Below are 24,170 nucleotides of genomic sequence, written 5' to 3' on the forward strand. Positions count from 1 at the left end.
CTTGAGTTGGGACAAAATCGGGAAACTTCTCGTAGCCCTGTTGCTTGGCCTGATGGTCTGGCTGGTGGCCTATGTGGCGCTCAAGGGCGACGCCCGCCTTGAAGCTTCCCTGACCTACGCCTACCTCACTTACCCAAGCCAGTTCAGCGAGCGTATCAGCAAGACCAACGACCAGCTCAAGTACGAGCGGTTGCAGCCACGCATCACCAGCATCGGCCAGGGGGCGTTGAGCCAGGATCAGGTCGACAGGCTGATCGACCTTGCCCAGGCGCCCTACGCGCAACTGTTCGCCAAACCGTTCGAGGCCGGCTTGGTGGATCACCGTACCGGCTTGCTCATCGAGCTGCGCAACACAGGTGACACCGAGGTGCGCGAGGTGAAGGTGCGGCTGCCGGCCAAGGGCCTGGTGCAAGTGCGCGACGGCTCAGGGAACGACACCCTCTACGAGGCCCCCACGGCCATGATCGAGATCCCTGTAATCGAACGTGGCAGGGCGTGCAAGGTGTGGGTCTACTTCGATGCCGACTACTCGCAGATCCGCCAGGGTGGTATCAGCATCACCCATGCCGAGGGTGTGGCGGATGTGCAGGTGTACCGAGAGTTCATCGGTTTTCCGGCGCTGGTGGCGCGCTACAGCCGGGAGTTGATGGTGCTGCTTGGTGTGCTGGTGCTCAGCGTGTTGGGCCTGGGCTACGCCTGCCTGGCGCGGCCGCGCAAGCCCGTATTGCCTTCCTGAGGGTGCCAGCTGGCGCCTAGTGGCCGGTGTCGTGCAGGGCCAGGCTTTGGCGCAACTGCTCGATCACGGCTGTGCGCAATGCCTCTGGCGCTTGTACACGTATCGAACCCGCCTGGGACAGCAGCCAGCCCATCAACGCGCGGCTGTCGTCGACGGTGGCATCCAGTGTCGCGCCGCCGTCGCCGTGCGGGGCCAGGCGCATGTCATCTGACAAGGGCTCATCTTCCAGGCGCCGTGCGAGGGCATCATCCACCCAGGCGCGCAATTCGATCTGCCGGGCAGGGCAGAGCGCATCCGGCTGCAGCACTTGAGCCGCACCCGGGCTGCGGCCTGGCTGCCAGTACCAGCCGTAGGGCATGCCCTTGTTGTTGCAGCGCAAATGGAACAGCGAAGCAAGCTCGTTGAGGTCTCTTTCCACTGTCCGTTTGCTGGTCTTGAAGCCGACCTTGGCCAATGCGGCCTGCAACTGTGTGGAGCTCATGCCCGGATGGCGGTCTGGCAGCAATTTGAGCAGTTGCCACTGGCGGGCGATCGTATGGCGGGTTGAGTTGCTGGGCAAAGGGCTCGTCCTTGAAGTTCAGGCGTGGTGCGTGCCTGAATGATGGCAATTGGCTATTGCCGCGAGCATACCCGTTCATTGGATCGGATCCAAGTTCAGCAGGATCAGTGGCATGGCCAGTGCCGTGGTTAGCGGGGCCGGGGGTTACGGCATAGAGGTTGCGTGCTCATAGCACCCATCGGATAGAGCGCCGCGCGCGGCGCTTGAGGTGCAGAGGCTGAAAATGCCGCGGCCAGCAGGCCCGCAGCACCCTCCGTAAGCCCTAGATGCCCGCCCGGCGCACGTGCTTGACCAGCACCCTCTCCAACAACTCCCACATCGCAGGGTCGGTACTGAACGCCACATTGAACCGCATCCACCCGGTCGGCTTGGCATCGACCATGAACAACTGCCCGGGCCCGAGCATGATGCCTTTCTCCAGCGCATCATCGAGCAGTGCAGCGCTGTCGGGAAGCGCCGGGTGACGGGTCCATATGTACATGCCTTCATCCGACTCGATGAACAGCTCGAAACCCAGCCGGTGCAGGTGCCGGCCAACGTCCTGGTGGGCCTCGGCCAGGCGCTGGCGCAGCCGCTTGAGGTGCTTGCGCCAGCGGCCGTCGATGATCGCGGCGTACACCACGCGCTCCATCACCTGCGAGGTGGTCAGGCCCGAGCGCATCTTCAGGTGCAGCAGCTTCTGCGCCAGTTCCGGGTTGGCCAACAGGTAGCCGACCCGCACGTTGGGCGAAATGCTCTTGGAGTAGCTGCCCACGTACACCACCTGTTGCAGGTGGTCGAGGCTTGCCAGGCACGGCTGTGGCTCGGCGACCATGTCGGCGTACAGGTTGTTTTCCACCAGGCGAAAACCATGCTGGCTGGCCAGTTGCAGCAAGCGGTGCAACTGCGGCAGCGGGGTGCGCGAGCAGGTCGGGCTGTGCAGGTGTGGCTGGGTGAAGAAAGCCGTCGGGCGATGGTGCGCCAACAGCTGTTCGAGGTGGTTGAGGTCGTAGCCGTTGGGGGTGCGTGGCACTCCGATCAGGGTGGCGCCCTGGGTGCGCAGGATGCTCATCAGGTTGGGGTAGCCGGGATCGTCCACCAGCACCACGTCGCCCGGGCGCACCAGCGTGCGCACGGCAAGGTCCAGGGCCTGGCTGGCACCGTGGGTGAGCATCAGCTGCGCCGGGTTGGCGACGATCGACAGTTCCTGCTGCAGGTTCTGCGCGGTCAGCGCGCGCAGTTCCGGCAGGCCCATCGGGTCGCCATAGCCGGACAGCTCCAGCGGGCTGCCGGCAACCTGGCGCAGGCCGCGGCGCAGGCCTTCTTCGTACATCCAGTCGTTGGGCAGCCAGCCACAGCCCGGCTTGAATGGCAACTGGCGGGTCTCGAAGATCTGCTGCAGGTACCACTCGGAGTTGAACGAGGGCCGACTGGCATCGGCCTCGGCGCCGTGGTTCTCCAGCAGTTCCGCCGCCGCGCGGTTGACGAAGAACCCGGCATTGCCCTTGCTCACCAGCAGCCCCTGGGCAACCAGGCGGTCGTACGCCTCGACCACAGTGAAGGTGCTCACCGAGTAGGTCGCGGCAAACGCGCGGATCGACGGGACCTTGGCACCTGGCTTGAGGGTCTGGTTGTCGATCAGCTCACGCAGCCCGTCGATGATCTGGTTGACCAACGGCGTCGAGGAGTCTGGGTGTAATTCAAGCATTCGGGGGCCTTGAGGGTGCGTAACGGCAGGCGCCTGCAGGGTGTATTGCATCGGCGACCTGTACAGTGCAGTGCGACTTTCATGCCACTGTGCATGGCTCTATGTGTCGGACATTTTTACATTAGGTGTCAGATATCGCCACATAAAGCATGTTCAGTTCGCCCAAGGGGCAAACCCTGGGGCGCGTCAGCAGGCCGCCATGGAAGGCCTGCGTGTGTAACCGCACACCTCCTGCCCGCATTAGCACTGATGTACAGGTGAGGCCGATGACCATCGCGGCTTTACAGTTTTCCTTGGATAAAAAGAAGCACGGGGTACACAACTGATGGACGCAACATCCACAACCACCACCGCGAACAGCGGGCATGAGAGCAAACTCAGTGCCTCGCTCAAGTCGCGCCACCTGACGATGATGTCGATCGCCGGGGTTATCGGCGGCGCCTTGTTCGTCGGCTCCGGCAGCGTGATCCACAGCGCCGGCCCGGCGGCTGTCCTGGCCTACCTGGCAGGCGGCATCCTGGTGGTACTGATCATGCGCATGCTGGGTGAAATGGCGACTTCGTCGCCCGACACCGGTTCGTTTTCCACCTACGCCGACCGCGCCATCGGCCGTTGGGCCGGTTTCACCATCGGCTGGCTGTACTGGTGGTACTGGGTCATCCTCATGGCTTGGGAAGCTTATGTGGCGGGCAAGATCCTGCATGGTTTCTTCCCTGATGTGAGCGTCAACGTGTTCGTGCTGGCCACGACCCTGGTGCTGATCACCGTCAATTTCTTCAACGTCAAACACTACGGTGAGTTCGAGTTCTGGTTCGCGTTGATCAAGGTGATCGCGATCGTCTGCTTCCTGATCGTGTGTACCGCAGCGGTGATGAACATCTGGCAGTTCGGTGAAGTGCGCGGCATCACTCACCTGACCGCCGAAGGCTTCATGCCCAATGGCATCACCACGGTGATCGGGGCGTTGCTTGGCGTGATGTTCGCCTTCCTGGGTGCCGAAATCGTCACCATCGCCGCCTCCGAAGCCAAGGACCCGGCCACTCAAATCGTCAAGGCCACCAACTCTGTGGTGTGGCGGGTATGCCTGTTCTACGTCGGTTCGATCTTCCTGATCGTCTGCCTCGTGCCGTGGAACGATCCGCACCTGGGCGTTTCCGGTTATGGCGCGTATCGCCGCACCCTGGAACTGCTGGGTGTGCCGTATGCCGAGCTGTTGATGAACTTCGTGGTGCTGACCTCGGTGAGCAGCTGCCTGATCTCGGGCCACTACACCGCTTCACGCATGCTGTTCTCGCTGGCACAGCGTGGCGATGCGCCGTCGTTCTTCAAGTCGACCCGCCCCGGTACCGGCGTACCGGTGAATGCGATCATCGGTTCGTGCGCCGTGGCCGTGGTGTGCGCGCTGATCAACTTCAGCGAGACCCTGCGCCCGAAAGACGTGCTCGATACGCTGATGAACACCACCGGCATGATCGCTTTGCTGGTGTACCTGGTCATTGCCTTCTCGCAGCTGCGCATGCGCCGCAAGCTGATTGCCGAGGGCAAGGAAGTCCGTTTGAAGATGTGGCTGTTCCCGTGGCTGACCTACCTGGTGATCGCCTTCATCGTCGCCGCGCTGGTGACCATGGCTTTCATGCCTGACTACCAGATCCTGGTGATCTCCACCGGTATTGCCGCGGCCGTCGTTGTGGCCATGGGTGTGGTGCACCAGATGCGCAGCGCCCGTAAGCACTAAGCGCTAGTGCTTGCCCGAAGCGGCCGGCTCCCTCGTGGACCCGGCCGTTTCGCGTTGATGGGCGGGGGTTTTCTCATCCGGCATGTGAAAGCGCCCGTTCATCCAGGGTGAGCCGAGCAGGGCGGCGGCAGCCATCAGGGCCAGAAGGGCCAGGGCCAGGAAGGGTTTCATCGGCATACGCATAAGAGGACTGACTTCAAGGATCCGCGAACAGTTCCCTCGACAGGGCCCGTACAGGCGACAGATGGCTTATGCTGAGCACATTGCCCGCCAAAAGGAGCCCCTCATGGCTTGGTCCGCCACCCAGTATTCCCTGTTCGAAGACGAACGCACCCGTGCGGTGCGCGACCTGCTTGCCGCGGTGCCGCCACGCCCGGTGCGCCATGCCACCGACCTGGGGTGCGGCCCAGGCAATTCCACCGAAATACTGTTGCAGCGCCACCCCGACGCCCAGGTGACGGCCCTGGACAGCGACCCGGACATGATCGACAAGGCCCGTGCACGCCAGCGCTTGCGCATCCCCAGGGTGCGTTGCGAAATCGCCGATATCGCCCAGTGGGCCGCCCCCGAACCGCAGGATCTGATCCTGGCCAACGCTTCACTGCAATGGCTGCCTGACCACGGTTCGCTCTACCCGCACCTGGTGCGCCAGCTCAGTGAGGGTGCAAGCCTGGCTGTGCAAACCCCGGACAACCTTGACGAGCCGGCCCACCGCCAGTTGCGCGAGATTGCCGGTCGTGGCCCTTGGGCCGATAAATTCGCCGACCTGAGTTTGCCGCCCCGGCATAACGCGGCGTTCTACTACGACCTGCTCAGCCCGCTGTGTACGCGGGTGGACGTATGGCGCACGACCTACCATCACCCGTTGACCGGTGGCGCCGAGGCGGTGGTGGAGTGGTTCAAGGGGTCGGCCCTGCGGCCTTATCTGGCCAGGCTGGACGAGAAAGAGCAGGCGGACTTCCTGCAGATGTACCTGCAGGCCATGCAGCACGACTACCCGGCGGCCACCGACGGCAAGGTGCTGCTGCCGTTCCCGCGGCTGTTCGTCATCGCAACCCGGTAGGTGAGCGGCGCCAGCGCCAGATCACACAGCCATAGATCACGAGGTTGACCAGCAGCACGACGCCGCCCAGCAGCCATTGGATCTGCGGGGTCAACCCGGCAGGGTAGATCAGCGGCCAGATGTAGTGCTCGACGAAGCCGCCGTGGTAGCCGGCACCGCCTGCGGCGAAGCGCATGCGGTTTTCCCAGTCGGTCAGCGGGCATTCCAGGTGCAGGCCCTCAACCGCCAGGCCCCAGGCCAGGGCGGGCAGGTGGATGAACAGGGCGGGGCGCCACTTGAGCACCAGCAGGCCGCCTGACAGTACCAGCAGGATGAAGGCCAGGTGCAGCAGCACCAGGGTGTCGGCGGCTAGACGGTAGAGCATGGGGTATGCATTTTGACAGGGATGTATACCCAGCATAGTTATGAAGGCTTCACTGGCCTATTGAACACGGCACTCAAAAGTGGAGGTGCTGGGCGTTTTCAAGCCAGGATGGCTTTTGCGGGGCTTTCTCTTGAGTCTTGCATTGGATTTACCGGCCCAATCGCCGGCAAGCCGGCTCCCACAGGGACTGTGCAACCCCCCGACCTACCGGTACAGCGCAAGCTCAACCACTGTGCGATCCAAGTGGGAGCCGGCTTGCCGGCGATGACGCCCGCAAGGCCGCTACAAGCTTTCCTGTACCACCTGCAGGAACGTGGCCACCACCCGCCGGGTACGCTGCTCGCTCAAGCACACCAGTGTCTCGGTGAGGTGCCGCTGGCAATCGACGATGGGCAGTGCACACACCCGCGCATCGGCGCCGAACTCGGCGGCCGACACCACCCCCACGCCAATCCCGACCACCACCGCCTCGCGCGCCGCCTCGCGGCCTTCGACCTGAATGGCGGGGCGAATTCGCAAGCCAGCGCGCTGCATTTCTTCCTCAAGCGTCTGCCTGGTCACCGAGCCAGGCTCGCGTAGTACCAGCGGCGTGTCGTCCAGGTCTGCCAGGCTGATCGAGCCACGGCTGGCCCAGGGGTGGTTGTGCGAGACGAACGCCACCATCGGGTCGCGGCGCAGCGGCACGCAGTGCAGGCGCTCATCGTCGACATCGCGCCCCAACAGTGCCAGGTCGGCCTGGTAGCTGAACAGCCGGGCCAGGGATTCATCGGTGTTGCCGGTCTCGACCTTGACCTGAATGCCCGGGTAGCGCTGACAAAAGCGGGCGATCTGGGGCAGCACGTGCACCGGCGCATCCACCGCCAGCACTAGGCTGCCGGTGTGCAGGGCACGGGAGTCTTGCAGCAGTTCGTGGGCTTCGGCCTCACAGGCGAACAGGCGCTTGCTGATGCCCAGCAGGCGCTCGCCCAGGTCGGTCAACTGCACCGAACGTTTGTTGCGGTGGAACAGCAACACCCCGAAGCGCTCTTCGAGCTTGCGCACCTGGTCGGAGACGGCCGGCTGGGTCAGAAACAGCTTTTCTGCCGCCCGGGTGAAGCTGCCGTGCACGGCCACTGCATGGAAGGCCTTGAGTTGAGCGTGGGACACCGACATGTCGACTCCAGTAACAAGCTGAGCTTATGTGTGAAATACGATAAATCGATTTTATTTATCAGTCACCAGCTGTTTCCATATTCATCAACCCCGGCGCTGCCACGAGCAGCTGTGGGACATGGCGCGCACCCCCGCGCCTTCTGACCAGATGACGAGCCACGTCATGCAGTGCGCAACACAAAAACAAGACAGGCGTTTATTCACATTCTGCCGGCACACTTGAGCAAGAGGTCAGACGCACATGAATCACTCTCTAGCCGCGTTGAAACGTTGGCGCATCCAGATTTTCGCGATCACCTGGCTGGCCTACGCCGCCTTCTACTTCACCCGCAAGGCCTTCTCGGTGGCCAAGCTAGGCATTGGTGAAGACCCGACATTCATGCTCGACAAGGCATCGATGGCCAACCTCGACGCCATCTACCTGGCCGCCTATGCGGTCGGCCAGTTCACCTGGGGCATGCTGGCCGACCGTTTCGGCCCGCGCGTGGTGGTGCTAGGGGGCCTGTTGATTTCGGCGGCGGCAGCCGTGGTGATGGGCAGCTACGCTACCTTCCCGATCTTCGCCACCTGCATGCTGATCCAAGGCCTGGCGCAGTCCACGGGCTGGGCCGGGCTGTGCAAGAACATCGGCAGCTTCTTCCCCGCCGTGCAGCGCGGCCGGGTACTGGGGTTGTGGAGCTCCTGCTATGCCTTTGGCGGCCTGGTCGCCTCGCCGTTCGCCGGCTGGTGGGCCTACACCCTGATCGGCACCTGGCATGCGGCATTCTTCTCCAGTGCCGCGGTGGTTGCTGCGGTGGCGGTGCTGTTCTTCTTCCTGCAGCGCAACAAACCCGAAGATGTAGGCTTGCCGGCGGTCGAGCCTGAGCCGCAGAGCATGGTGCCGGCCGGTAGCCTGTGCAGTGTCTGGGCGCCGCTGCGCGAGATCCTGCACAACCGCACGGTGTTGACCCTGGGCCTGGCGTACTTTCTTCTGAAACCGGCGCGCTACGCGATCCTGCTCTGGGGGCCGGTGATCGTCTTCGAGCAGATGCCCTCGGTGGGCAAGGTAGGCGCTGCGATCATCCCCACGGCCTTTGAACTGGCTGGGCTGCTGGGCCCGATCATCATTGGCCTGGCTTCGGACAAGCTGTTCGGCGCACGGCGCATGCCGGCCTGTGTGATCAGCCTGGTGCTGCTGACCGTGGCCCTGGCGGCGTTCATGGCCGCCATGCACAGCGGGAGCATCGTCATGGTGGTGGGTTTGCTGTTTTTCATGGGCCTGACCCTGTATGGGCCGGACTCGATGATCAGCGGCGCGGCGGCCATCGACTTCGGCACGGCCAAGGCCGGTGCCACGGCAGCCGGTTTCGTCAACGGCTGCGGCTCGGTGGGCGCGGTGCTTGGCGGCCTGCTGCCCGGTTACTTCGACAGCGTCACGGTGTTCATCGTGTTCGCTGGCTGCGCACTGTTCTCGGCCCTGGTGCTGCTGCCGCACTGGAACAGCCGGCCGGCCAGTGCAGCCCAGGCCAATGATGTGGCTCCCAACACCAGCATGGCGATCAAGCCACTGCGTACCTAAAGGAAAGCGAGCGAATGAGACCCTTCTGGCTGCAACAGGCCCTGGATTGTGAGCAGGACGCGGTATGCCCGCCGCTGCAAGGCGATGCCCGCTGCGACGTGTGCATCGTAGGCGGCGGCTACACCGGCCTGTGGACCGCGCTGATGCTCAAGGAGGCAGTACCGTCGCTGGACGTGCTGCTGATCGAGGCAGACATCTGCGGTGCGGGCGCCAGTGGGCGCAATGGGGGGTGTGCGTTGTCGTGGTCGGCCAAGTACTTCACCCTCGAACGTCTGTTCGGGGTGGCCGAAGCGGTACGCCTGGTAAGCGAGTCGGAGCGCAGCATCGGTGCCATTGGCGCATTCTGCACGGCCAATGGCATCGATTGCGACTACCGCCTGGACGGCACCCTGTACACCGCCACCAACCAGGCCCAGGTGGGCGCAACCGATGCGGTGATCGCTGCGCTGGAGCACAAGGGGATCAATTCATTCGAGCGTTTGCCACTGGACGAGGTGCAGCGCTTGGCCGGTTCAGCGCGGCACCTGGAAGGCTGGTTTTCGCCAGCCGCCGCCACCGTGCAGCCAGGCCGGTTGGTGCGCGGCCTGCGGCGGGTGGCGTTGCAGCGCGGCGTGCGCATCCATGAAGGCACAGCCATGACCGGCCTGGAGCACGGCGCTCCGGTGCAGGTGCGCACGGCCCATGGCACGGTGCGTGCCGACCGTGTCGTGCTCGGCCTCAATGCCTGGATGGCGCGAGCCTTCCCGCAGTTCGAGCGCAGCGTGGCGATCGTTTCCAGTGACATGGTGATCACCGAGCCGTGCCCCGAGCTGCTGCGCGAGATCGGCCTGAACAACGGCATCAGCGTGCTGGACTCACGGATTTTCGTGCATTACTACCACAACACTTCTGATGGGCGGCTGATGCTCGGCAAGGGTGGCAACACCTTCGCCTATGGCGGGCGCATGCTGCCGGTGTTCGATCAACCCTCGCCGTACCGGCCGCTGCTGCGTGAAAGCCTGGCCGATTTCTTCCCTGCCTTGGCCGAGGTGCCGCTGGCGGCCAGCTGGAACGGCCCCTCGGACCGCTCGGTGACCGGGCTGCCGTTCTTTGGGCGGTTGGACGGGCAGGGCAACGTGTTCTATGGCTTCGGCTATTCTGGCAGCGGGGTAGGGCCGTGCCACATGGGCGGGCAGATCCTCTCGTCCCTGGCGCTGGGGCTGGACAACCCGTGGACCCGCTCGCCACTGGTCAAGGGCCCGTTGGGGCTGTTCCCGCCGGAGCCGATCCGCTACCTGGGGTCGCTGATGGTGCGCAATGCCATTCGCCGCAAGGAGCGCGCCGAAGACCGGGGGCTGCGGCCACGCCACCTGGACGTACGGCTGGCCCGCTTCGCCGCGGCGGCGGGCAAGGCCGACAAAGCATGAGATTTCTTGTCGAACACTGGCCCGAGGGCGTATAAACTGCTCCCACTTTTTGGCCGGTCGCTTCCTGAACCGGCCGCTGAAACAAGAGAGTCGACATGGGCGCACAGTGGAAAGCCAAGCATAGAGAAACAGCTGCCAATGCCAAGGGCAAGATCATGGGCAAGCTGTCCAAGGAAATCCAGATCGCGGCCAGGTCGGGCGCCGATCCCGACATGAACCCACGCCTGCGCCTGGCCATCGTGCAAGCCAAGAAGGCTTCCATGACCCGCGAGACCCTGGACCGGGCGATCCGCAAGGGCGCGGGCCTGGACGGTGATGCCGTGCAGTACCAGGCGGTGACGTACGAAGGTTTTGCGCCGCACCAGGTGCCGCTGATCGTCGAGTGCCTGACCGACAACGTCAACCGCACCGTCGCGCAGATTCGCGTGCTGTTCCGCAAGGGCCAACTCGGTGCCAGCGGTTCGGTGGCGTGGGACTTCAACCATGTGGGCCTGATCGAAGCCATGCCCGACGGCGATGCCGACCCGGAAATGGCCGCCATCGAGGCCGGTGCCCAGGACTTTGAAGAAGGTGAGGAAGATGGCTCGACCCTGTTCATCACCGACACCACCGACCTGGATGCAGTGCAAAAAGCCCTGCCTGAGCATGGCTTCACTGTCTCCTCGGCCAAGATCGGCTATACCCCGAAGAACCCAGTGAGCGCTGCCAGCCTCAGTGCCGAGGCGCTGGCTGAAGTCGAGGCGTTCCTCGAAGCGATCGACGAGAACGATGACGTACAGAACGTCTATGTTGGCCTGACCGAGTAAAAAGCGGGGCCGCCTTGCGGCCCAATCGCCGGCAAGCCGGCTCCCACAGGGACGGTGCAAGCCTCAGGTTCCCGCGGGCGCAGCGCACCCCCTGGGTTCTTGCGGGCACACTGCGGGCCATGGGCCTGCGTGGTCCCTGTGGCCGGCTTGCCGGCGATTGGGCCTGTGATACAGCACAGGGAAGCCTGTATGAACCCAACCTTCGCCTCCCTCAGCCTCGCCCACCTGCGTACCCTTGACTGCCTCCTGCAGCTGAAAAACCTCAGCCACGCCGCCGAGCGCCTGGGCGTCAGCCAGTCGGCGTTGAGCCGCCAGCTGGCCCACCTGCGTGAAGCCTTCGACGACCCATTGCTGGTGCGCCAGGGCCGCGGCTACGTGCTCAGCGAATACGCCCAAGCCCTGGTCGAACCGCTGCGCCAGGTGCTGGAAGAACTCCAGGCCCTGCGCCAGCCCGCCGCGTTCGACCCGGCCCGTTGCGAGCGGCGCTTCTGCCTGGCCGCGTCCGATTACGTTGCCGAGCACATGCTGCCGCTGCTGGTGGCGGCGCTGGAGCAGGAAGCCCCCGGCGTCAGTATCGACTACCGCACCTGGCAGGCCGGGCAATACGCGTTGCTGGCCAGCGGCGAGATCGACCTTGCCACCACCCTGTTCGACGAGTCGCCGGCCAACCTGCACGGCCGCCTGCTCGGCGAGGACCGTGCGGTGTGCCTGATGCGCCGCGACCATCCGCTGGCGGCCTGCGAAGTGCTGAGCCAGGACGACTACCTGGCCTTCAAGCACGTGCGCATCTGTGGCGGTGGCGACAAGGACAGCTTCATCGACCGCCACCTGCGCGCCCAGGGGCTGCAACGGCGCATCAGCCTGGAGGTGCCGTTCTTTTCGGCCACCGTGCAGGTGGTGGGTAACAGCCAGGCATTGGCGACGTTGCCCGAGCACATTGCCCGCCAGCTCTGCCGGCTGCATGGCCTGGCCTGGCGCCCGTTGGGGTTTGTGGAGCATACCCAGCGCTACTGGGTGGTGTGGCACCAGCGCCTGCAGGCGTCGGCCGAGCACCGCTGGTTGCGCAACCGGGTGTTCGAGCTGTGGCGCCAATCACAGTTCGGCGTGCAGGGTGGGCATGCGGGTTCGCCATAGCAGGTATGCGCGAAGCGGGGTTATAGGCGTGGCGGTACGCGCCTAGACTGGGGCCCTTGAGCTGTTGGTGACGCCCCATCGCCGACAGCGGACAACCCACAGGAGACCGCGCGTGACCCCAGAACAATTCCGTCAATACGGCCACCAATTGATCGACCTGATTGCCGATTACCGCCAGACGGTCGGTGAACGCCCGGTGATGGCCCAGGTCGAGCCCGGCTACCTGAAATCTGCCTTGCCTGCCGGCGCCCCGCTGCAGGGCGAACCGTTCCAGGCGATCCTCGATGACGTCAACACCCTGGTGATGCCTGGGCTTTCACATTGGCAACACCCCGATTTCTATGGCTACTTCCCGTCCAATGGCACCTTGTCCTCGGTGCTCGGCGACTTTCTCAGCACGGGCCTTGGGGTACTGGGCCTGTCATGGCAATCGAGCCCGGCGCTGAGCGAGCTGGAGGAAACCACCCTGGACTGGGTGCGCCAGTTGCTGGGCCTGTCGGGGCAGTGGAGCGGCGTGATTCAGGACACCGCGTCGACCAGCACGCTGGTCGCGCTGATCTGTGCCCGTGAACGTGCCACCGATTACGCCCTGGTGCGCGGCGGCCTGCAGGCCGAAGCCAAACCGCTGATCGTCTACGTCAGTGCCCACGCCCACAGTTCGGTGGACAAGGCCGCGTTGCTGGCCGGCTTCGGCCGCGCCAACATCCACCTGATCGCCACCGACGAGCAGTTCGCCATGCGCCCCGATGCCTTGTTGGCGGCCATCGAACAGGACCTGGCCGACGGCAACCAGCCTTGCGCAGTGGTCGCCACCACCGGCACAACGACCACTACGGCGCTGGACCCCTTGCGCCAGATTGGCGAGATCGCCGAGGCCCAAGGGGTGTGGCTGCACGTCGACTCTGCCATGGCCGGCTCGGCGATGATCCTGCCCGAATGCCGCTGGATGTGGGACGGTATCGAGCTGGCCGACTCCGTGGTGGTCAACGCGCACAAATGGTTAGGGGTGGCGTTCGACTGTTCGATCTACTACGTGCGTGACCCGCAGCACCTGATTCGGGTGATGAGCACCAACCCCAGCTACCTACAGTCAGCGGTCGATGGCGAGGTGAAGAACCTGCGCGACTGGGGCATCCCCCTGGGGCGTCGGTTCCGGGCACTGAAACTATGGTTCATGTTGCGTAGCGAAGGGGTCGAGGCGTTGCAGCAGCGCTTGCGTCGCGACATGGACAATGCCCGCTGGCTGGCTGCGCAGATCGAGGCTGCAGGGGAGTGGGCGTTGTTGGCGCCGGTACAGTTGCAGACCTTGTGCATTGTGCACCGGCCTGCGGGGCTGGAGGGGCAAGCGCTGGATGCGCATACCAAGGCCTGGGCTGAGCGGCTCAATGCCTGCGGTGATGCTTATGTTACGCCGGCGACCTTGAATGGGCGCTGGATGGTGCGGGTTTCGGTGGGGGCGCTGCCCACTGAGCGTGAGCATGTCGAGCAGTTGTGGCAGCGCTTGCAGGCGGTGGTTGAAGGCTGAAATGCGTGGGGCCGCAGAGCGGCCCCGTGCATCTGTCAGTGGCTTGCTGTCTGCAGGCCGTCCTTGCGGCTGGCCTCGTAAGCTTGCTTGTCCATCGGCTTGGCCTGCGGGTTGCCCAGGTCTTCCATCGCCAGGCGGTGGGTTTCCGGTGCGATATAGGCTGCCAGGGCGCATATGCAGGTGATGAAGAACGCCAGGGCGCCAACGACCAGCGGGATGTTGTCCGAACCTGGTGGCGCCACCAGTGCGAACAGTGCCGGCAGCATGGCGGTCAGCATGGTGCCGATGTTCTGGGCGATGGCCATGGCCGAGACGCGGTAGCGGGTGTTGAACAGCTCAGGGAAGAAGCTTGGGAACACCGCGTTGTAGCCTTGGTAAACCATGCCCCACATGAGGATCGAGGTCGCGAAGGCCAGCGGTACGTTCTGGATGCTGATTGCATACAGGTACACGAAGGCCAGCAGGCCAGAGCCCAGGCAGCCGGCGATCATGGTCGGGCGACGGCCGATCTTGTCGGAAAGGTTGCCCACGAACGGGATCACCAGCACTGCAACGATGTTGCCCACTACCGGGATCCACAGGTACACGCTCTTGTCGAAGCCGATGCCGTAGGCCGGCTGTACGGCGTAAGCCGCGCCGAAGATGGTGGCAACCACCGGGATCACGTTCATCAACGCCATGAACATCACCAGCACCATGTGCTTCCAGCTGTGGCGGAAGGCCTCGCTGATTGGCGACTTGGCAACCTTGGCCTGTTTCTCTTCTTTCACGAAGGCCGGGGTTTCGTGCACTTCCTTACGGATGATGAAGCCTGCGATCAGCACGATGGCGCTCATCAGGAACGGGATCCGCCAGCCCCAGTCGTTGAACGCCTCGCTGGGCATGAAGTAGGCCAGTGGCAGGAACACGGCAGCCGCCATGACCTGGCCGGCCTGCACGCCCTGCAAGGTGAAGCTGGCATAGTAGCCGCGCCGCCCGAATGGCGCGTGTTCCATGATCATCGAACTGGCGCCGGAGATTTCACCGGCCACCGCAAAGCCTTGGACCAGGCGCAACAGCACCAGCAAGGCCGGGGCGAGCATGCCGATATCGTGGTAGGTAGGCAGCAGGCCCACGCCCATGGTGGAAATGCCCATCAGGAACATGCACAGCAGCAGTACGTTCTTGCGCCCGCGGGTATCACCCCAGTGGCCGAGCACGAAGGCGCCGACCGGACGGGCCAGATAACCCACGCCGTAAGTGGCCAGCGAGGCGATGATCGCCATCTTGGGGTCGGTGTTGGGGAAGAAGATCTGCGGGAAGATCAGTGCCGCAGCCTGGGCATAGATGAAAAAGTCGTAATACTCGAGTGCCGAGCCTATCCATCCGCTGGCGGTCGCTTTCTTGGCTTGAGAGCTGGAGTGAGCCATCGTTGTCTCCGTTGTTTTTGTTTGTCGCCGCACAGCGGGCGCCGTCAGGCGGCAGCCAGTGGGTGTGCGATCGCTATCGGGAGTAAGGGGTGCGCTTATAAAGCCGGCGATCGCTGGCGAAGTCTGCTAGGTGAAGACGAACCAGCAGGTGCGGGTTGCAAGGCGAGGGAGATGTGCATAGGTCGGTACCCGTTTTATTGAACTTATTATGTCGTGGCGCTGGGCTTGTGAGCGCAGGTTGCGCCGAACGGCCACTGGGCAGAAAGTGGTGGTCGGTGTGCCTGCGTCTGGTCTCATAGTTGCGCAGGGGTGGCAGTGAATCAATTCGCCAAAACGGGTTTTGTGCGATAATCGAACGCAAAACTAACCATTCCGTACAAAGTGATTGCTGCCATGACTTTACCTGCGAATAATTCATCATGCCAAGAAGTCTGATGATGAGCTGCCGGTCCCGGCCCTTCGCAGGTTCGCCCCAAGCGGCCGGTACCCACAGCACCACTCGCTTCCAGCCCTGTAGCCCATAACAAGGAATTCCACCATGCAGCGTTCGATAGCCACCGTGTCCTTGAGCGGCACACTGCCGGAAAAGCTCGAAGCCATCGCCGCCGCCGGTTTCGACGGCGTCGAGATCTTCGAAAATGATCTGCTCTACTATGCCGGCAGCCCCCGCGAAGTGCGGCAGATGTGCGCCGACCTCGGCATCGCCATCACCCTGTTCCAGCCGTTCCGCGATTTTGAAGGCTGCCGCCGCGACCGCCTGCAGAAGAACATCGACCGCGCCGAGCGCAAGTTCGACCTGATGCAAGAGCTGGGCACCGACCTGGTGCTGGTGTGCAGCAACGTGCAGGCCGACGCCCTGGGCGACGAACAACTGCTGGTGGACGACCTGCGCCTGCTCGCCGAGCATGCCGGCCAACGCGGCATGCGCATCGGCTACGAAGCCCTGGCCTGGGGCCGTCACGTCAACACCTACCAGCAAGTGTGGGACCTGGTGCGCCAGGCCGACCACCCGGCGCTGGGCGTGATCCTCGACAGCTTCCACACCCTGTCGCTCAAGGGCGACCCTGCTGCGATCCGCGATATCCCCGGCGACAAGATCTTCTTTGTGCAGATGGCCGATGCGCCGATCCTGGCCATGGATGTACTGGAGTGGAGCCGCCACTTCCGCTGCTTCCCGGGGCAGGGCGAAATGGACCTGGCCGGTTTCCTCGCGCCGATCCTGGCTACCGGTTATCGCGGCCCGTTGTCGCTGGAAATCTTCAACGACGGCTTCCGCGCGGCGCCGCCACGCCAGAACGCCGCCGATGGCCTGCGTTCTTTGTTGTACCTGGAGGAACAGACCCGTCTGCGCCTGCAGCAGGAAGGTACCGCCATCGAGCCGGGTGTGCTGTTCGCACCGCCCGCCGCCAGTGCCTACAACGGCGTGGAGTTCCTCGAATTTGCCGTCGACGAAGCGGTCGGCGCGCGGCTGGGCAGCTGGCTCAAGCGCCTGGGCTTCGCCGACGCGGGCAAGCACCGCAGCAAGGACGTACGCCTGCTGCGCCAGAACGACATCAACATCGTGCTCAATGCCGAGCCGTATTCCTTTGGCCACAACTTCTTCGAAGCCCATGGCCCGTCGCTGTGCGCCACCGCGCTGCGGGTCAAGGACGAGCACGCGGCGCTGCAACGCGCCACCGACTTCCGCGGCCAGCCGTTCCGCGGGCTGGTCGGCCCCAACGAATGTGAGGTGCCTGCCGTGCGTGCCCCGGATGGCAGCCTGATCTACCTGGTGGAGCAGGGCAAGGAAGGCCCGTCGCTGTACGACACCGACTTCCGCCTGGAGCCCAGTGCCAGCAGCACCGGTGGCCTGCAGCGCATCGACCACATGGCCCTGGCCTTGCCGGCCGAGTCGCTGGACAGCTGGGTGCTGTTCTACAAGAGCCTGTTCGACTTTGCCGCAGACGATGAAGTGGTGCTGCCCGACCCATACGGGCTGGTCAAAAGCCGTGCGCTGCGCAGCCAGTGCGGCAGCCTGCGCCTGCCGCTGAACATCTCGGAAAACCGCAACACCGCTATCGCCCACGCGCTGTCGAGCTATCGCGGGTCGGGTGTGCATCATATCGCCTTCGATTGTGCCGACATCTTCAAGGAAGTGGCGCGGGCGAAGGAGGCCGGTGTGCCGTTGCTGGAAATTCCGCTCAATTACTACGACGATCTGGCGGCTCGTTTCGATTTCGACGACGAGTTTCTCAGCGAGCTGGCGTACTACAACGTGCTGTATGACCGCGACGCACAGGGTGGCGAGCTGTTCCACGTGTACACCGAGGCGTTCGAAGACCGCTTCTTCTTTGAAATCATCCAGCGCAAGGGTGGCTACGCCGGCTATGGCGCGGCCAACGTGCCTGTGCGCTTGGCGGCGATGGCCAAGCGGCGCAGCGGGGCGGCGCGCAAGCCGGTGTTGTAACCCCCGCAGGGTTCACTGCCTGTGAAATCGGGCGCTGCTCGCGCGGCGCCTGATCCTGGCCACAGGCTGGCCCTCGCCAATCCTGCCCGCTCGATCAACAGCGCGCTTCCCCCCAACCCTCCACTCACGGATAATCCCGTCCAAATCCCAATAAATACCCCGTGAGCAGCTATGAGCAATCCCGTTGCCCCCCTCGGCCAGCCCGAGATCGAAGGGACACGCAAGTCGCGCAAGAACAACCCTGAAAAAACCCGCGAGGACATCCTCCAGGCCGCCATCAACGAGTTCGTCCAGCAAGGCCTGGCAGGCGCGCGGGTGGATGCCATCGCCGAGCGCACCGCTACCTCCAAGCGCATGATCTACTACTACTTCGGCAGCAAGGAGCAGCTGTACGTCGAGTGCCTGGTCAAACTGTACGGTGACATCCGCAAGACCGAACACCGCCTGGACCTGGAGTCGCTGCCGGCCGAGCAGGCCATCCAGCGCCTGACCGAGTTCACTTTCGATCACCACGACCGCAACGTCGATTTCGTGCGCATGGTCTGCACCGAAAACATCCATTACGGCGAGTACGTGAAGAAAACCCCGGCCATCCGCGAAATGAGCAGCCTGGTCCTTCAGGCGCTGGGCCGCACGCTGGAGCGTGGCGTGCAAGAGGGCGTGTTCCGCCCGGGCATCGAGGTCATCGACCTGCACATGCTGATGAGCGCGTTCTGCTTCTATCGGGTATCGAACCGCCACACCTTCGGCGACATCTTCCAGATCGATCTGCTCGATGATCAGGTAAAACTGCGTCACAAGGCCATGATCTGCGAAGCGGTGATGCGTTACATCCAGGCCTGAGTGCCGTTCACTCGCCCAGCCGTTGCTCACGTGACGGCGGGTAGCCGAAGTAGGCCGCGTAGCACTTGCTGAAGTGCGATACCGAAACAAAGCCGCAGGCCACCGCAACCTCCATCACCGACAGGTCGGAGTACTGCAGCAAGCGGCGGCTCTTGGTGATACGCAGCTCCATGTAATAGCGCCGTGGCGAGGTGCCCAGCTGGGCCTGGAACAAGCGGTCGATCTGCCGCCGGGAGCGGCCGCTGTAGGCCGCCAACTGGTCGAGGCTGAGGGTTTCCTCGAGGTTGTTCTCCATCAGCTCGACGATGGTACGCAGGTGCAGGCTCATCGACTTTTTCGCCCCCGGCCCAACCTGGCGGTGGCGCGCACCAGAGAACGAGAGGATTTCCTCGACGCCTTCTGCCAGGCCGTCACCGTACAGGCGGCGGACCAGGCCGAGCATCAGTTCCATGGCACCGTTGGGGCTGGCGGCGCTGAGCCGATCACGGTCCAGTGTAAAGCTGGCCGGGGTGATGCGTGTCTGCGGGCTGCGCTCGGACAGGCTGGCACGCTGCTCGGGGTGAATGCTGCAGCCGTAGTCATCCAGCACCCCGGCGCGGCCAAGGAACCAGGCGCCGTTCCACAGCCCGCCCAGGGCCTTGCCGTGGGCGGCGCAGTCACCCAGCAGGCGGTCCAGCTCGGGGTACTTGAGCGGTGTGCGCAAGCCGCCGCAGATGATAAGCAGGTCGAGTGCTTTCAGCTCGCTGGCAACCAGGTCAGTGGCCACCAGTTCCAGGCCCAGGTCGCTCAGCACCCGGTCACCGTCCAGCGACAGCGGGGTAAAGCTGAAGCTGTCGGCGCGCAGCAGGTTGGCGGTGACCAGCACGTCCATGGCCACGGTGAAACTGGCCATGGAGAAGTGCTTGAGCAGGACGAAGTCGACGCGATAGGGCACCTGGGGGCTGGCCGCGGTGGACTTGAGCCGTAGCATGTTGGTGGTGCTGGTCTTCTTGCTGAACTGGCGTGGGCTGGGCACTCTGGACTCCGCTTCCTGACTGGCCTGCAGAGTGTGGCCGGTGGCCTGTGGAAAGACAATCGCCCGGGTGGGCTTGTGGTAGTGGAGGTCGTATTGAGGCAACTGGGCTATGCTGGCGCCTCCCACTTGGAGAACCTCGATGAAATACGCCGTCGCCCTGTTGTTCAGCCTGCTGCCGCTGGTGGCGAACGCCCTGCAAACCGGGGAAAAGCTCGCCCCGTGGACGCTGCTCGATCAACATGACCAGCCCTACACCTTGGAGGCCGGCACGCAGGTGCTGCTGGTGGCCCGCGATATGGACGGCGCCAAGCTGGTGAAGGCGGCTCTGGCCGACCAGCCCAAGGGCTACCTGGAGTCGCGCCATGCGGTGTTCGTGGCGGATATCCAGCGCATGCCTGCGCTGATCAGCAAGCTGTTCGCCATCCCCGCCATGCGTGATTACAACTACCGGGTTATGCTTGATCGTGAAGGGCAGGTCGCCAGCCGTTACCCTGGGCATGAAGGCAAGGTGCTGTGGTTGCAGCTTGAGCAGGGTGCGCTGGTCAGCCAGCAGGAGTTCGCGGATGCGCCAGCGCTGAAGGCTGCGCTGGAAAAGGCGCAGCCAAGCAAATCCGAATGAACCCTTGCCGCTGGCAGTAACCCAACCCTTTACATGCCAACGGGAGAGTGCTCATGGAAATCGGTACGATCTGGATCATTGTTGCGGCCTTGGTCATCTTGCTGGAGATCTTCGCCATCTGGAACATCATCGGCAGCGAACGGCGCGCGGAGCGCAAGATGTTATGGATCGTCTTCGTCGTCTACGCCCCGTTCCCGGGGTTACTGTTCTGGGCCTGGCGAGGGCCGCGGGCAGTGAAGGGCAGGGCGGTACTGGAGGAAAAGTGAGGGGCACGGCGTCAGGTGCGCAGCGCCTGATGCCATTTGTGGTGGCGAGTTGAGCCATAATTCGGGGGCCGCTACTTTGTTGATGTAAGCCTTCGAACACTCTCTTGCCCCGAGCCCACCATGCTGCCCATCGAACTGCTGACCACTACCCCCGACCAGGCCGACCTGATCCGCAATCTCTATCAGTTCTATGCCTACGAGTCCTCCGACTGGGAGCAGGAAGACGTTGAGGTGGATGGGCGCTTCTACATCCACGAAGAGCACCTGCAGCGCTATTGGCTTGCAGACGGCTGGAGCGCCAACCTGGTGCTGGTGGATGGTTTCATTGCTGGCTTCGTGCTGGTCGAACGCAGCGAGCTGCCGGGCATCGATGCCAGTGAACTGGCAGACTTGTTCATCCTCAAGCGCTACCGCCGGCAGGGTATTGGCCGTGCGGTCGCGCTGCAGTTGCTGAGCGGTGCCGGCGACTGGCTGCTGCGTTGCTACGCGCCGGACCCCATCGCTGTCGCCTTCTGCAAAGCCGTCGTGGCCGACCTGCCGCGGCCGGTGCAGCCAATCATGCTGGGTGATGACCCGGACCTGCTCACCTATCAGGTAACGTCCGCTTACCACTGAGCGGGGTGGGCAAAAAATTGTGATCTACTTCACAAAATCCCGCCAAGCGGCATAATGCCATTACCTTGTATTCAAGACCCGGTCGCTCTGGCCTGGGGGTCCTTTTCGTGCGCGTTGCAGGTTCAGGGAAATTTTCATGTCGCTAGTCGCAAGCCCCGACGTCATGTACCGGCTGTTGATCCAGAGCGTGGTGGACTACGCCATCTACCTGCTCACCCCTGACGGTATCGTCGCTAACTGGAACCCGGGCGCCCAGCGGGCCAAGGGTTACCTTGCCGACGAGATCGTCGGCAAGCACTACTCGCTGTTCTACAGCGAAGCCGAGCGCGTCGCCGGTCTGCCCGAGCAGAACCTTGCACAGGCGCGTGACACTGGCCGCTTCGAAGAAATCGGCACACGCCTGCGCAAGGACGGCACGACCTTTCATGCCCATGTGGTGATCGAGGCCGTGCGCGATGACAGCGGGCGTGTGGTCGGCTTCGCCAAGGTCACTCGCGACATTTCTGAGCGGCATCAGCAGGAGCTGGAGCTGCTGCAGGCCAAGGAGCTGGCTGAACAGTACAGCCAGGAGATGACCAAGCTTTCGCAGTTCCTCGATTCGGTGATCGCCAACATTCCCGCCAGCGTCATCGTCCAGGACCTGGAAAGCCAGCGTATTCTGTTGGCCAACCAGCAGGCCGAACGCCTGTTCGGTGGGGGCGGGCGCAGCATGATCGGCCAGTTGCCAGGTGAGTGCCTGGCACCGGCTGCAGCCGATTACCTGGAACAGCAGCTCGCCCGCGGCGCGCGTAACCCCAAAGGGTATGCCGCTGAAACCCGCGTCGATACCGCCTGTGGTCCGCGGACCTTGCGCAGCCGCGCCTTGCTCAGCCAGAACCGCGAGGGCCAGGCCGACTATGTGCTGTTCGTGGCTGAAGACGCCACCGAGGAACTGGCCGCCCACGCCCAGATCCACCACATGGCCCATCACGACGCGCTGACCGGGTTGCCCAACCGCACGCTGTTCAACGAGCGGCTCAAGCAGGCGTTGGTGCGCGGCCACCAGAGCGAGAAGCTGACCGCAGCGCTATGCCTGGACCTGGATAACTTCAAGAACATCAACGATTCCCTCGGCCATGCCTTCGGCGACAAGCTGCTGCGTGCATTGGGCAAGCGCCTGCGCCGCGAACTGCGCGAACAAGACACCCTGGCCCGTTTGGGCGGCGACGAGTTCGCCGTGGTGCTGGCTGGCCTGGATGGCCGCGAGGCTGCCTGCAACACGGCGCGGCGCCTGATTGACGCGATTTGCCCGCCGTTCCAGATCGAAGGGCACCAGTTCACCGTGGGGGTGAGCATCGGCATTGCCATTGCCCCCGATGACAATGAACAGGCCGAACAGTTGCTCGGTTACGCCGACATGGCCCTCTACGAAGCCAAACGCAATGGCCGCAACCGCTTCGAGTGCTTCCACGTCGAACTGGATGTCGCCGCCCGCCAGCGCCGGCTGGTCGAAACCGACTTGCGTACCGCGCTGCACTTGGGGCAGTTGCACCTGCACTACCAGCCGATCGTGGATCAGCAGACCAGCAGCGTGACGGGCTACGAGGCGCTGTTGCGCTGGGAGCACCCCAGCCGCGGCATGGTGATGCCCATGGACTTCATTCCCATTGCCGAAGAGACCGGGCTGATCCACGAACTCGGCACCCGTGCTCTGAACCTGGCTTGCCAGGAGGCGGCCAGTTGGGACACTGAGCAAACGGTGTCGGTCAATCTGTCACCGGTGCAGTTCAAGAACGCCAACCTGGTGCATACCGTGGCGCTGGCCCTGGCCGACTCGGGCCTGGCGCCCCAGCGCCTGGAGCTGGAAATCACCGAATCGGTACTACTGGGCAACAGCGAGGAAAACGTGCGAACCCTGCGCGCGCTGAAGGCCTTGGGGGTGTCGATATCGCTGGATGACTTCGGCACGGGTTATTCGTCGTTGGGTTACCTGCGCTCGTTCCCATTCGACCGGATCAAGATCGACAAGTCGTTCGTGCATGACATGTGCGACAGCCGCGAGGCGATGTCGATCATCCGGGCGATCACCGAGCTGTCCAATAGCCTGATGATCAAGACGACGGCTGAAGGCGTGGAGTCCGAGGAGCAGATGCAGCGCTTGGCGGCAGAGGGCTGCTCGCACTTTCAGGGGTATCTGTACGGGCGGCCGGTGCCGGCGGGGGAGCGGTTGAAACAGGTAGCTGGGGCGGTGGGGTGAAAGGGCCGCACAGCGGCCCCGCTATTCAGCTGTTCCAGTCTGGCGCGAAGTCAGGGCTCACCACGCGCTGATCCTTCGGCAAACCGGCAATCAGTGCCCGGTCCTGATCATCCAGGTGCACATCCAGCGCCGCCAGGTTGCTCAGCTGGTTCTCGCGGCTGCTGGCCTTGGGGATCACCGCCACGCCGTCCTGGTCCAGCAACCACTTGAGCGCCACCTGGCTCGGCAACACGCCATGCTTGCGCGCGATGTCCTGGATCACCGGCTGCGCCGCCGCCCGCCCGCGGGCAAGCGGGGTATAGGCCGTGAGCAGCAGGTCATGCTGACGGGCGTAGTCGAGCAGCGGTTGCTGGCTGAGCAGCACGTGGTATTCCACCTGGATCGCCGCCAGTGGCGCGCCCAGCGCTTCGATCACCTGGCGCAGCAGCCCGAGTGGGAAGTTGGCCACGCCGATGCTGCGTACCTTGCCCTCGTCGCGCAGGGCCACCAGCGTCTCGATGCTGCGGGCCAAGTCCCAGTCTTTGCCGGGCCAATGAATATGGAACAGGTCGACCTGCTCGGTGCCCAGGGCACGCAGGCTGTTTTCCAGGGACTGGCGCATGGCCGCGGGCGCCAGGCTGTCCCACCAGACCTTGGTGGTCAGGTGAATCTGCTCGCGGGGCACGCTGCTGTCGCGCAGCGCCTGGCCGACAGCGGCTTCGTTGTCGTAGGCAGTGGCGGTATCGATGTGCCGGTAACCCAGCTCCAGTGCCTGGTGCACCGCACGCGTGCACTCGGCGCCAGTCATCGGCCAGGTGCCCAGGCCAATGCTGGGCAGGTCGAGGCCGTTGCGGGTGGTGAGCCTATGCATGAAAACTCCTTGTCCGGGTTTGAGGTTCCAGCGGCGATGGTGCGCGTTTCGACGGTCAGGGACCATGAGTAGCCACCAGAAAGTGGTCGATCAGCGAACGAAAAACACATTGCTCTGCACGCGCGTGCCGATTGGCCTTCCTCAAG

At 63.9% G+C, this 24,170-nt stretch carries 22 protein-coding genes; 14 read left to right on the forward strand and 8 right to left on the reverse strand.

The window, feature by feature from the left end:
- The first annotated feature begins 1 nt into the window (after position 1).
- A complete protein-coding gene (locus OSW16_RS11545) occupies positions 2 to 736 on the forward strand; it encodes a hypothetical protein (protein WP_267823210.1) in 735 nt (244 codons plus the stop codon).
- Between the two features lie 16 nt (positions 737 to 752).
- On the opposite strand, the gene OSW16_RS11550 is transcribed toward OSW16_RS11545, so the two are convergent.
- Together OSW16_RS11550 and OSW16_RS11555 are read right to left on the reverse strand one after the other, a co-directional pair.
- Positions 753 to 1,295, reverse strand: a complete 543-nt coding sequence (locus OSW16_RS11550) for a WYL domain-containing protein (RefSeq protein ID WP_267823212.1) — start codon at positions 1,293 to 1,295, stop codon at positions 753 to 755.
- A gap of 262 nt (positions 1,296 to 1,557) precedes the next feature.
- The gene (locus OSW16_RS11555) at positions 1,558 to 2,982 is read right to left on the reverse strand and encodes a PLP-dependent aminotransferase family protein (RefSeq protein WP_267823214.1); all 1,425 of its coding nucleotides are present in this window, start codon (positions 2,980 to 2,982) and stop codon (positions 1,558 to 1,560) included.
- A 325-nt stretch (positions 2,983 to 3,307) separates the two neighbouring features.
- Here OSW16_RS11555 and OSW16_RS11560 point away from each other — a divergent pair, with 325 nt between their 5' ends.
- A complete protein-coding gene (locus OSW16_RS11560; RefSeq protein WP_241805863.1) occupies positions 3,308 to 4,717 on the forward strand; it encodes an amino acid permease in 1,410 nt (469 codons plus the stop codon).
- A 3-nt stretch (positions 4,718 to 4,720) separates the two neighbouring features.
- Here the strand turns inward: OSW16_RS11560 and OSW16_RS11565 are convergent, their stop codons facing one another.
- Positions 4,721 to 4,900, reverse strand: coding sequence for a hypothetical protein (locus OSW16_RS11565; protein WP_267823218.1), 180 nt, complete (start codon positions 4,898 to 4,900; stop codon positions 4,721 to 4,723).
- A gap of 103 nt (positions 4,901 to 5,003) precedes the next feature.
- Between OSW16_RS11565 and tam the strand changes: the two genes are divergently transcribed.
- Entirely contained in the window at positions 5,004 to 5,780 is a 777-nt protein-coding gene (tam, locus tag OSW16_RS11570) for a trans-aconitate 2-methyltransferase (RefSeq protein ID WP_267823221.1), read from the forward strand.
- Here tam and OSW16_RS11575 read toward each other — a convergent pair.
- Both OSW16_RS11575 and OSW16_RS11580 read right to left on the reverse strand, forming a co-directional pair.
- On the reverse strand, positions 5,764 to 6,144 hold the full coding sequence (locus OSW16_RS11575; RefSeq protein WP_267823223.1) for a DUF2784 domain-containing protein: 381 nt from the start codon (positions 6,142 to 6,144) through the stop codon (positions 5,764 to 5,766). The genes tam and OSW16_RS11575 overlap by 17 nt on opposite strands.
- A 282-nt stretch (positions 6,145 to 6,426) precedes the next feature.
- Positions 6,427 to 7,296 (reverse strand): LysR substrate-binding domain-containing protein, encoded by an 870-nt coding sequence (locus tag OSW16_RS11580; RefSeq protein ID WP_241805859.1) that lies wholly within the window; start codon positions 7,294 to 7,296, stop codon positions 6,427 to 6,429.
- Between the two features lie 241 nt (positions 7,297 to 7,537).
- Here OSW16_RS11580 and OSW16_RS11585 point away from each other — a divergent pair, with 241 nt between their 5' ends.
- The 5 genes from OSW16_RS11585 (at position 7,538) to OSW16_RS11605 (ending at position 13,725) form a co-directional block, all read left to right on the forward strand.
- Positions 7,538 to 8,854 (forward strand): MFS transporter, encoded by a 1,317-nt coding sequence (locus tag OSW16_RS11585; RefSeq protein ID WP_267823225.1) that lies wholly within the window; start codon positions 7,538 to 7,540, stop codon positions 8,852 to 8,854.
- Between the two features lie 14 nt (positions 8,855 to 8,868).
- Positions 8,869 to 10,260, forward strand: coding sequence for an FAD-dependent oxidoreductase (locus tag OSW16_RS11590; protein ID WP_267823227.1), 1,392 nt, complete (start codon positions 8,869 to 8,871; stop codon positions 10,258 to 10,260).
- A gap of 95 nt (positions 10,261 to 10,355) precedes the next feature.
- The gene (locus tag OSW16_RS11595; RefSeq protein WP_267823229.1) at positions 10,356 to 11,066 is read left to right on the forward strand and encodes a YebC/PmpR family DNA-binding transcriptional regulator; all 711 of its coding nucleotides are present in this window, start codon (positions 10,356 to 10,358) and stop codon (positions 11,064 to 11,066) included.
- Positions 11,067 to 11,255: 189 nt separating this feature from the next.
- Entirely contained in the window at positions 11,256 to 12,200 is a 945-nt protein-coding gene (locus tag OSW16_RS11600; protein WP_241805856.1) for a LysR family transcriptional regulator, read from the forward strand.
- A 112-nt stretch (positions 12,201 to 12,312) separates the two neighbouring features.
- Positions 12,313 to 13,725, forward strand: a complete 1,413-nt coding sequence (locus OSW16_RS11605) for a DOPA decarboxylase (protein WP_267823231.1) — start codon at positions 12,313 to 12,315, stop codon at positions 13,723 to 13,725.
- Positions 13,726 to 13,760: 35 nt separating this feature from the next.
- On the opposite strand, the gene OSW16_RS11610 is transcribed toward OSW16_RS11605, so the two are convergent.
- Positions 13,761 to 15,134: an MFS transporter gene (locus OSW16_RS11610; protein WP_267823234.1), complete on the reverse strand. Its 1,374-nt coding sequence runs from the start codon at positions 15,132 to 15,134 to the stop codon at positions 13,761 to 13,763.
- Between the two features lie 538 nt (positions 15,135 to 15,672).
- On the opposite strand from OSW16_RS11610, the gene quiC reads away from it, so the two are divergent.
- Positions 15,673 to 17,580 carry a 3-dehydroshikimate dehydratase QuiC gene (gene quiC / locus OSW16_RS11615; RefSeq protein ID WP_267823236.1) on the forward strand — a complete coding sequence of 636 codons (1,908 nt, stop codon included), beginning with the start codon at positions 15,673 to 15,675 and terminating at the stop codon, positions 17,578 to 17,580.
- Positions 17,581 to 17,751: 171 nt separating this feature from the next.
- Positions 17,752 to 18,423 carry a TetR/AcrR family transcriptional regulator gene (locus OSW16_RS11620; RefSeq protein ID WP_241805852.1) on the forward strand — a complete coding sequence of 224 codons (672 nt, stop codon included), beginning with the start codon at positions 17,752 to 17,754 and terminating at the stop codon, positions 18,421 to 18,423.
- Between the two features lie 7 nt (positions 18,424 to 18,430).
- Here OSW16_RS11620 and OSW16_RS11625 read toward each other — a convergent pair whose 3' ends face one another.
- Complete coding sequence (locus OSW16_RS11625) at positions 18,431 to 19,438, reverse strand: GlxA family transcriptional regulator (protein WP_267823239.1); 1,008 nt, start codon at positions 19,436 to 19,438, stop codon at positions 18,431 to 18,433.
- 139 nt (positions 19,439 to 19,577) lie between these two features.
- Between OSW16_RS11625 and OSW16_RS11630 the strand changes: the two genes are divergently transcribed.
- From OSW16_RS11630 to OSW16_RS11645, 4 genes are all read left to right on the forward strand, one after another.
- On the forward strand, positions 19,578 to 20,057 hold the full coding sequence (locus OSW16_RS11630; RefSeq protein WP_267823240.1) for an FAD/FMN-containing dehydrogenase: 480 nt from the start codon (positions 19,578 to 19,580) through the stop codon (positions 20,055 to 20,057).
- A 53-nt stretch (positions 20,058 to 20,110) separates the two neighbouring features.
- Complete coding sequence (locus OSW16_RS11635) at positions 20,111 to 20,323, forward strand: PLDc N-terminal domain-containing protein (protein WP_241805850.1); 213 nt, start codon at positions 20,111 to 20,113, stop codon at positions 20,321 to 20,323.
- Positions 20,324 to 20,443: 120 nt separating this feature from the next.
- Entirely contained in the window at positions 20,444 to 20,938 is a 495-nt protein-coding gene (locus tag OSW16_RS11640; RefSeq protein WP_267823243.1) for a GNAT family N-acetyltransferase, read from the forward strand.
- Between the two features lie 136 nt (positions 20,939 to 21,074).
- Positions 21,075 to 23,174, forward strand: a complete 2,100-nt coding sequence (locus OSW16_RS11645; RefSeq protein ID WP_267823245.1) for a putative bifunctional diguanylate cyclase/phosphodiesterase — start codon at positions 21,075 to 21,077, stop codon at positions 23,172 to 23,174.
- Between the two features lie 25 nt (positions 23,175 to 23,199).
- Here the strand turns inward: OSW16_RS11645 and OSW16_RS11650 are convergent, their stop codons facing one another.
- Complete coding sequence (locus OSW16_RS11650; protein WP_267823247.1) at positions 23,200 to 24,024, reverse strand: aldo/keto reductase; 825 nt, start codon at positions 24,022 to 24,024, stop codon at positions 23,200 to 23,202.
- Positions 24,025 to 24,170: the final 146 nt, after the last annotated feature.

The organism is Pseudomonas putida (assembly GCF_026625125.1).
Classification (GTDB): domain Bacteria; phylum Pseudomonadota; class Gammaproteobacteria; order Pseudomonadales; family Pseudomonadaceae; genus Aquipseudomonas; species Aquipseudomonas putida_X.

Coding starts and splice junctions, on each gene's coding strand:
- OSW16_RS11555 (WP_267823214.1), bottom strand. CDS start 2,982: ATGCTTGAATTACACCCAGACTCCTCGACGCCGTTGGTCAACCAGATC.
- OSW16_RS11560 (WP_241805863.1), top strand. CDS start 3,308: ATGGACGCAACATCCACAACCACCACCGCGAACAGCGGGCATGAGAGC.
- OSW16_RS11565 (WP_267823218.1), bottom strand. CDS start 4,900: ATGCGTATGCCGATGAAACCCTTCCTGGCCCTGGCCCTTCTGGCCCTG.
- tam (WP_267823221.1), top strand. CDS start 5,004: ATGGCTTGGTCCGCCACCCAGTATTCCCTGTTCGAAGACGAACGCACC.
- OSW16_RS11575 (WP_267823223.1), bottom strand. CDS start 6,144: ATGCTCTACCGTCTAGCCGCCGACACCCTGGTGCTGCTGCACCTGGCC.
- OSW16_RS11580 (WP_241805859.1), bottom strand. CDS start 7,296: ATGTCGGTGTCCCACGCTCAACTCAAGGCCTTCCATGCAGTGGCCGTG.
- OSW16_RS11585 (WP_267823225.1), top strand. CDS start 7,538: ATGAATCACTCTCTAGCCGCGTTGAAACGTTGGCGCATCCAGATTTTC.
- OSW16_RS11590 (WP_267823227.1), top strand. CDS start 8,869: ATGAGACCCTTCTGGCTGCAACAGGCCCTGGATTGTGAGCAGGACGCG.
- OSW16_RS11595 (WP_267823229.1), top strand. CDS start 10,356: ATGGGCGCACAGTGGAAAGCCAAGCATAGAGAAACAGCTGCCAATGCC.
- OSW16_RS11600 (WP_241805856.1), top strand. CDS start 11,256: ATGAACCCAACCTTCGCCTCCCTCAGCCTCGCCCACCTGCGTACCCTT.
- OSW16_RS11610 (WP_267823234.1), bottom strand. CDS start 15,134: ATGGCTCACTCCAGCTCTCAAGCCAAGAAAGCGACCGCCAGCGGATGG.
- quiC (WP_267823236.1), top strand. CDS start 15,673: ATGCAGCGTTCGATAGCCACCGTGTCCTTGAGCGGCACACTGCCGGAA.
- OSW16_RS11620 (WP_241805852.1), top strand. CDS start 17,752: ATGAGCAATCCCGTTGCCCCCCTCGGCCAGCCCGAGATCGAAGGGACA.
- OSW16_RS11630 (WP_267823240.1), top strand. CDS start 19,578: ATGAAATACGCCGTCGCCCTGTTGTTCAGCCTGCTGCCGCTGGTGGCG.
- OSW16_RS11635 (WP_241805850.1), top strand. CDS start 20,111: ATGGAAATCGGTACGATCTGGATCATTGTTGCGGCCTTGGTCATCTTG.
- OSW16_RS11640 (WP_267823243.1), top strand. CDS start 20,444: ATGCTGCCCATCGAACTGCTGACCACTACCCCCGACCAGGCCGACCTG.
- OSW16_RS11645 (WP_267823245.1), top strand. CDS start 21,075: ATGTCGCTAGTCGCAAGCCCCGACGTCATGTACCGGCTGTTGATCCAG.
- OSW16_RS11650 (WP_267823247.1), bottom strand. CDS start 24,024: ATGCATAGGCTCACCACCCGCAACGGCCTCGACCTGCCCAGCATTGGC.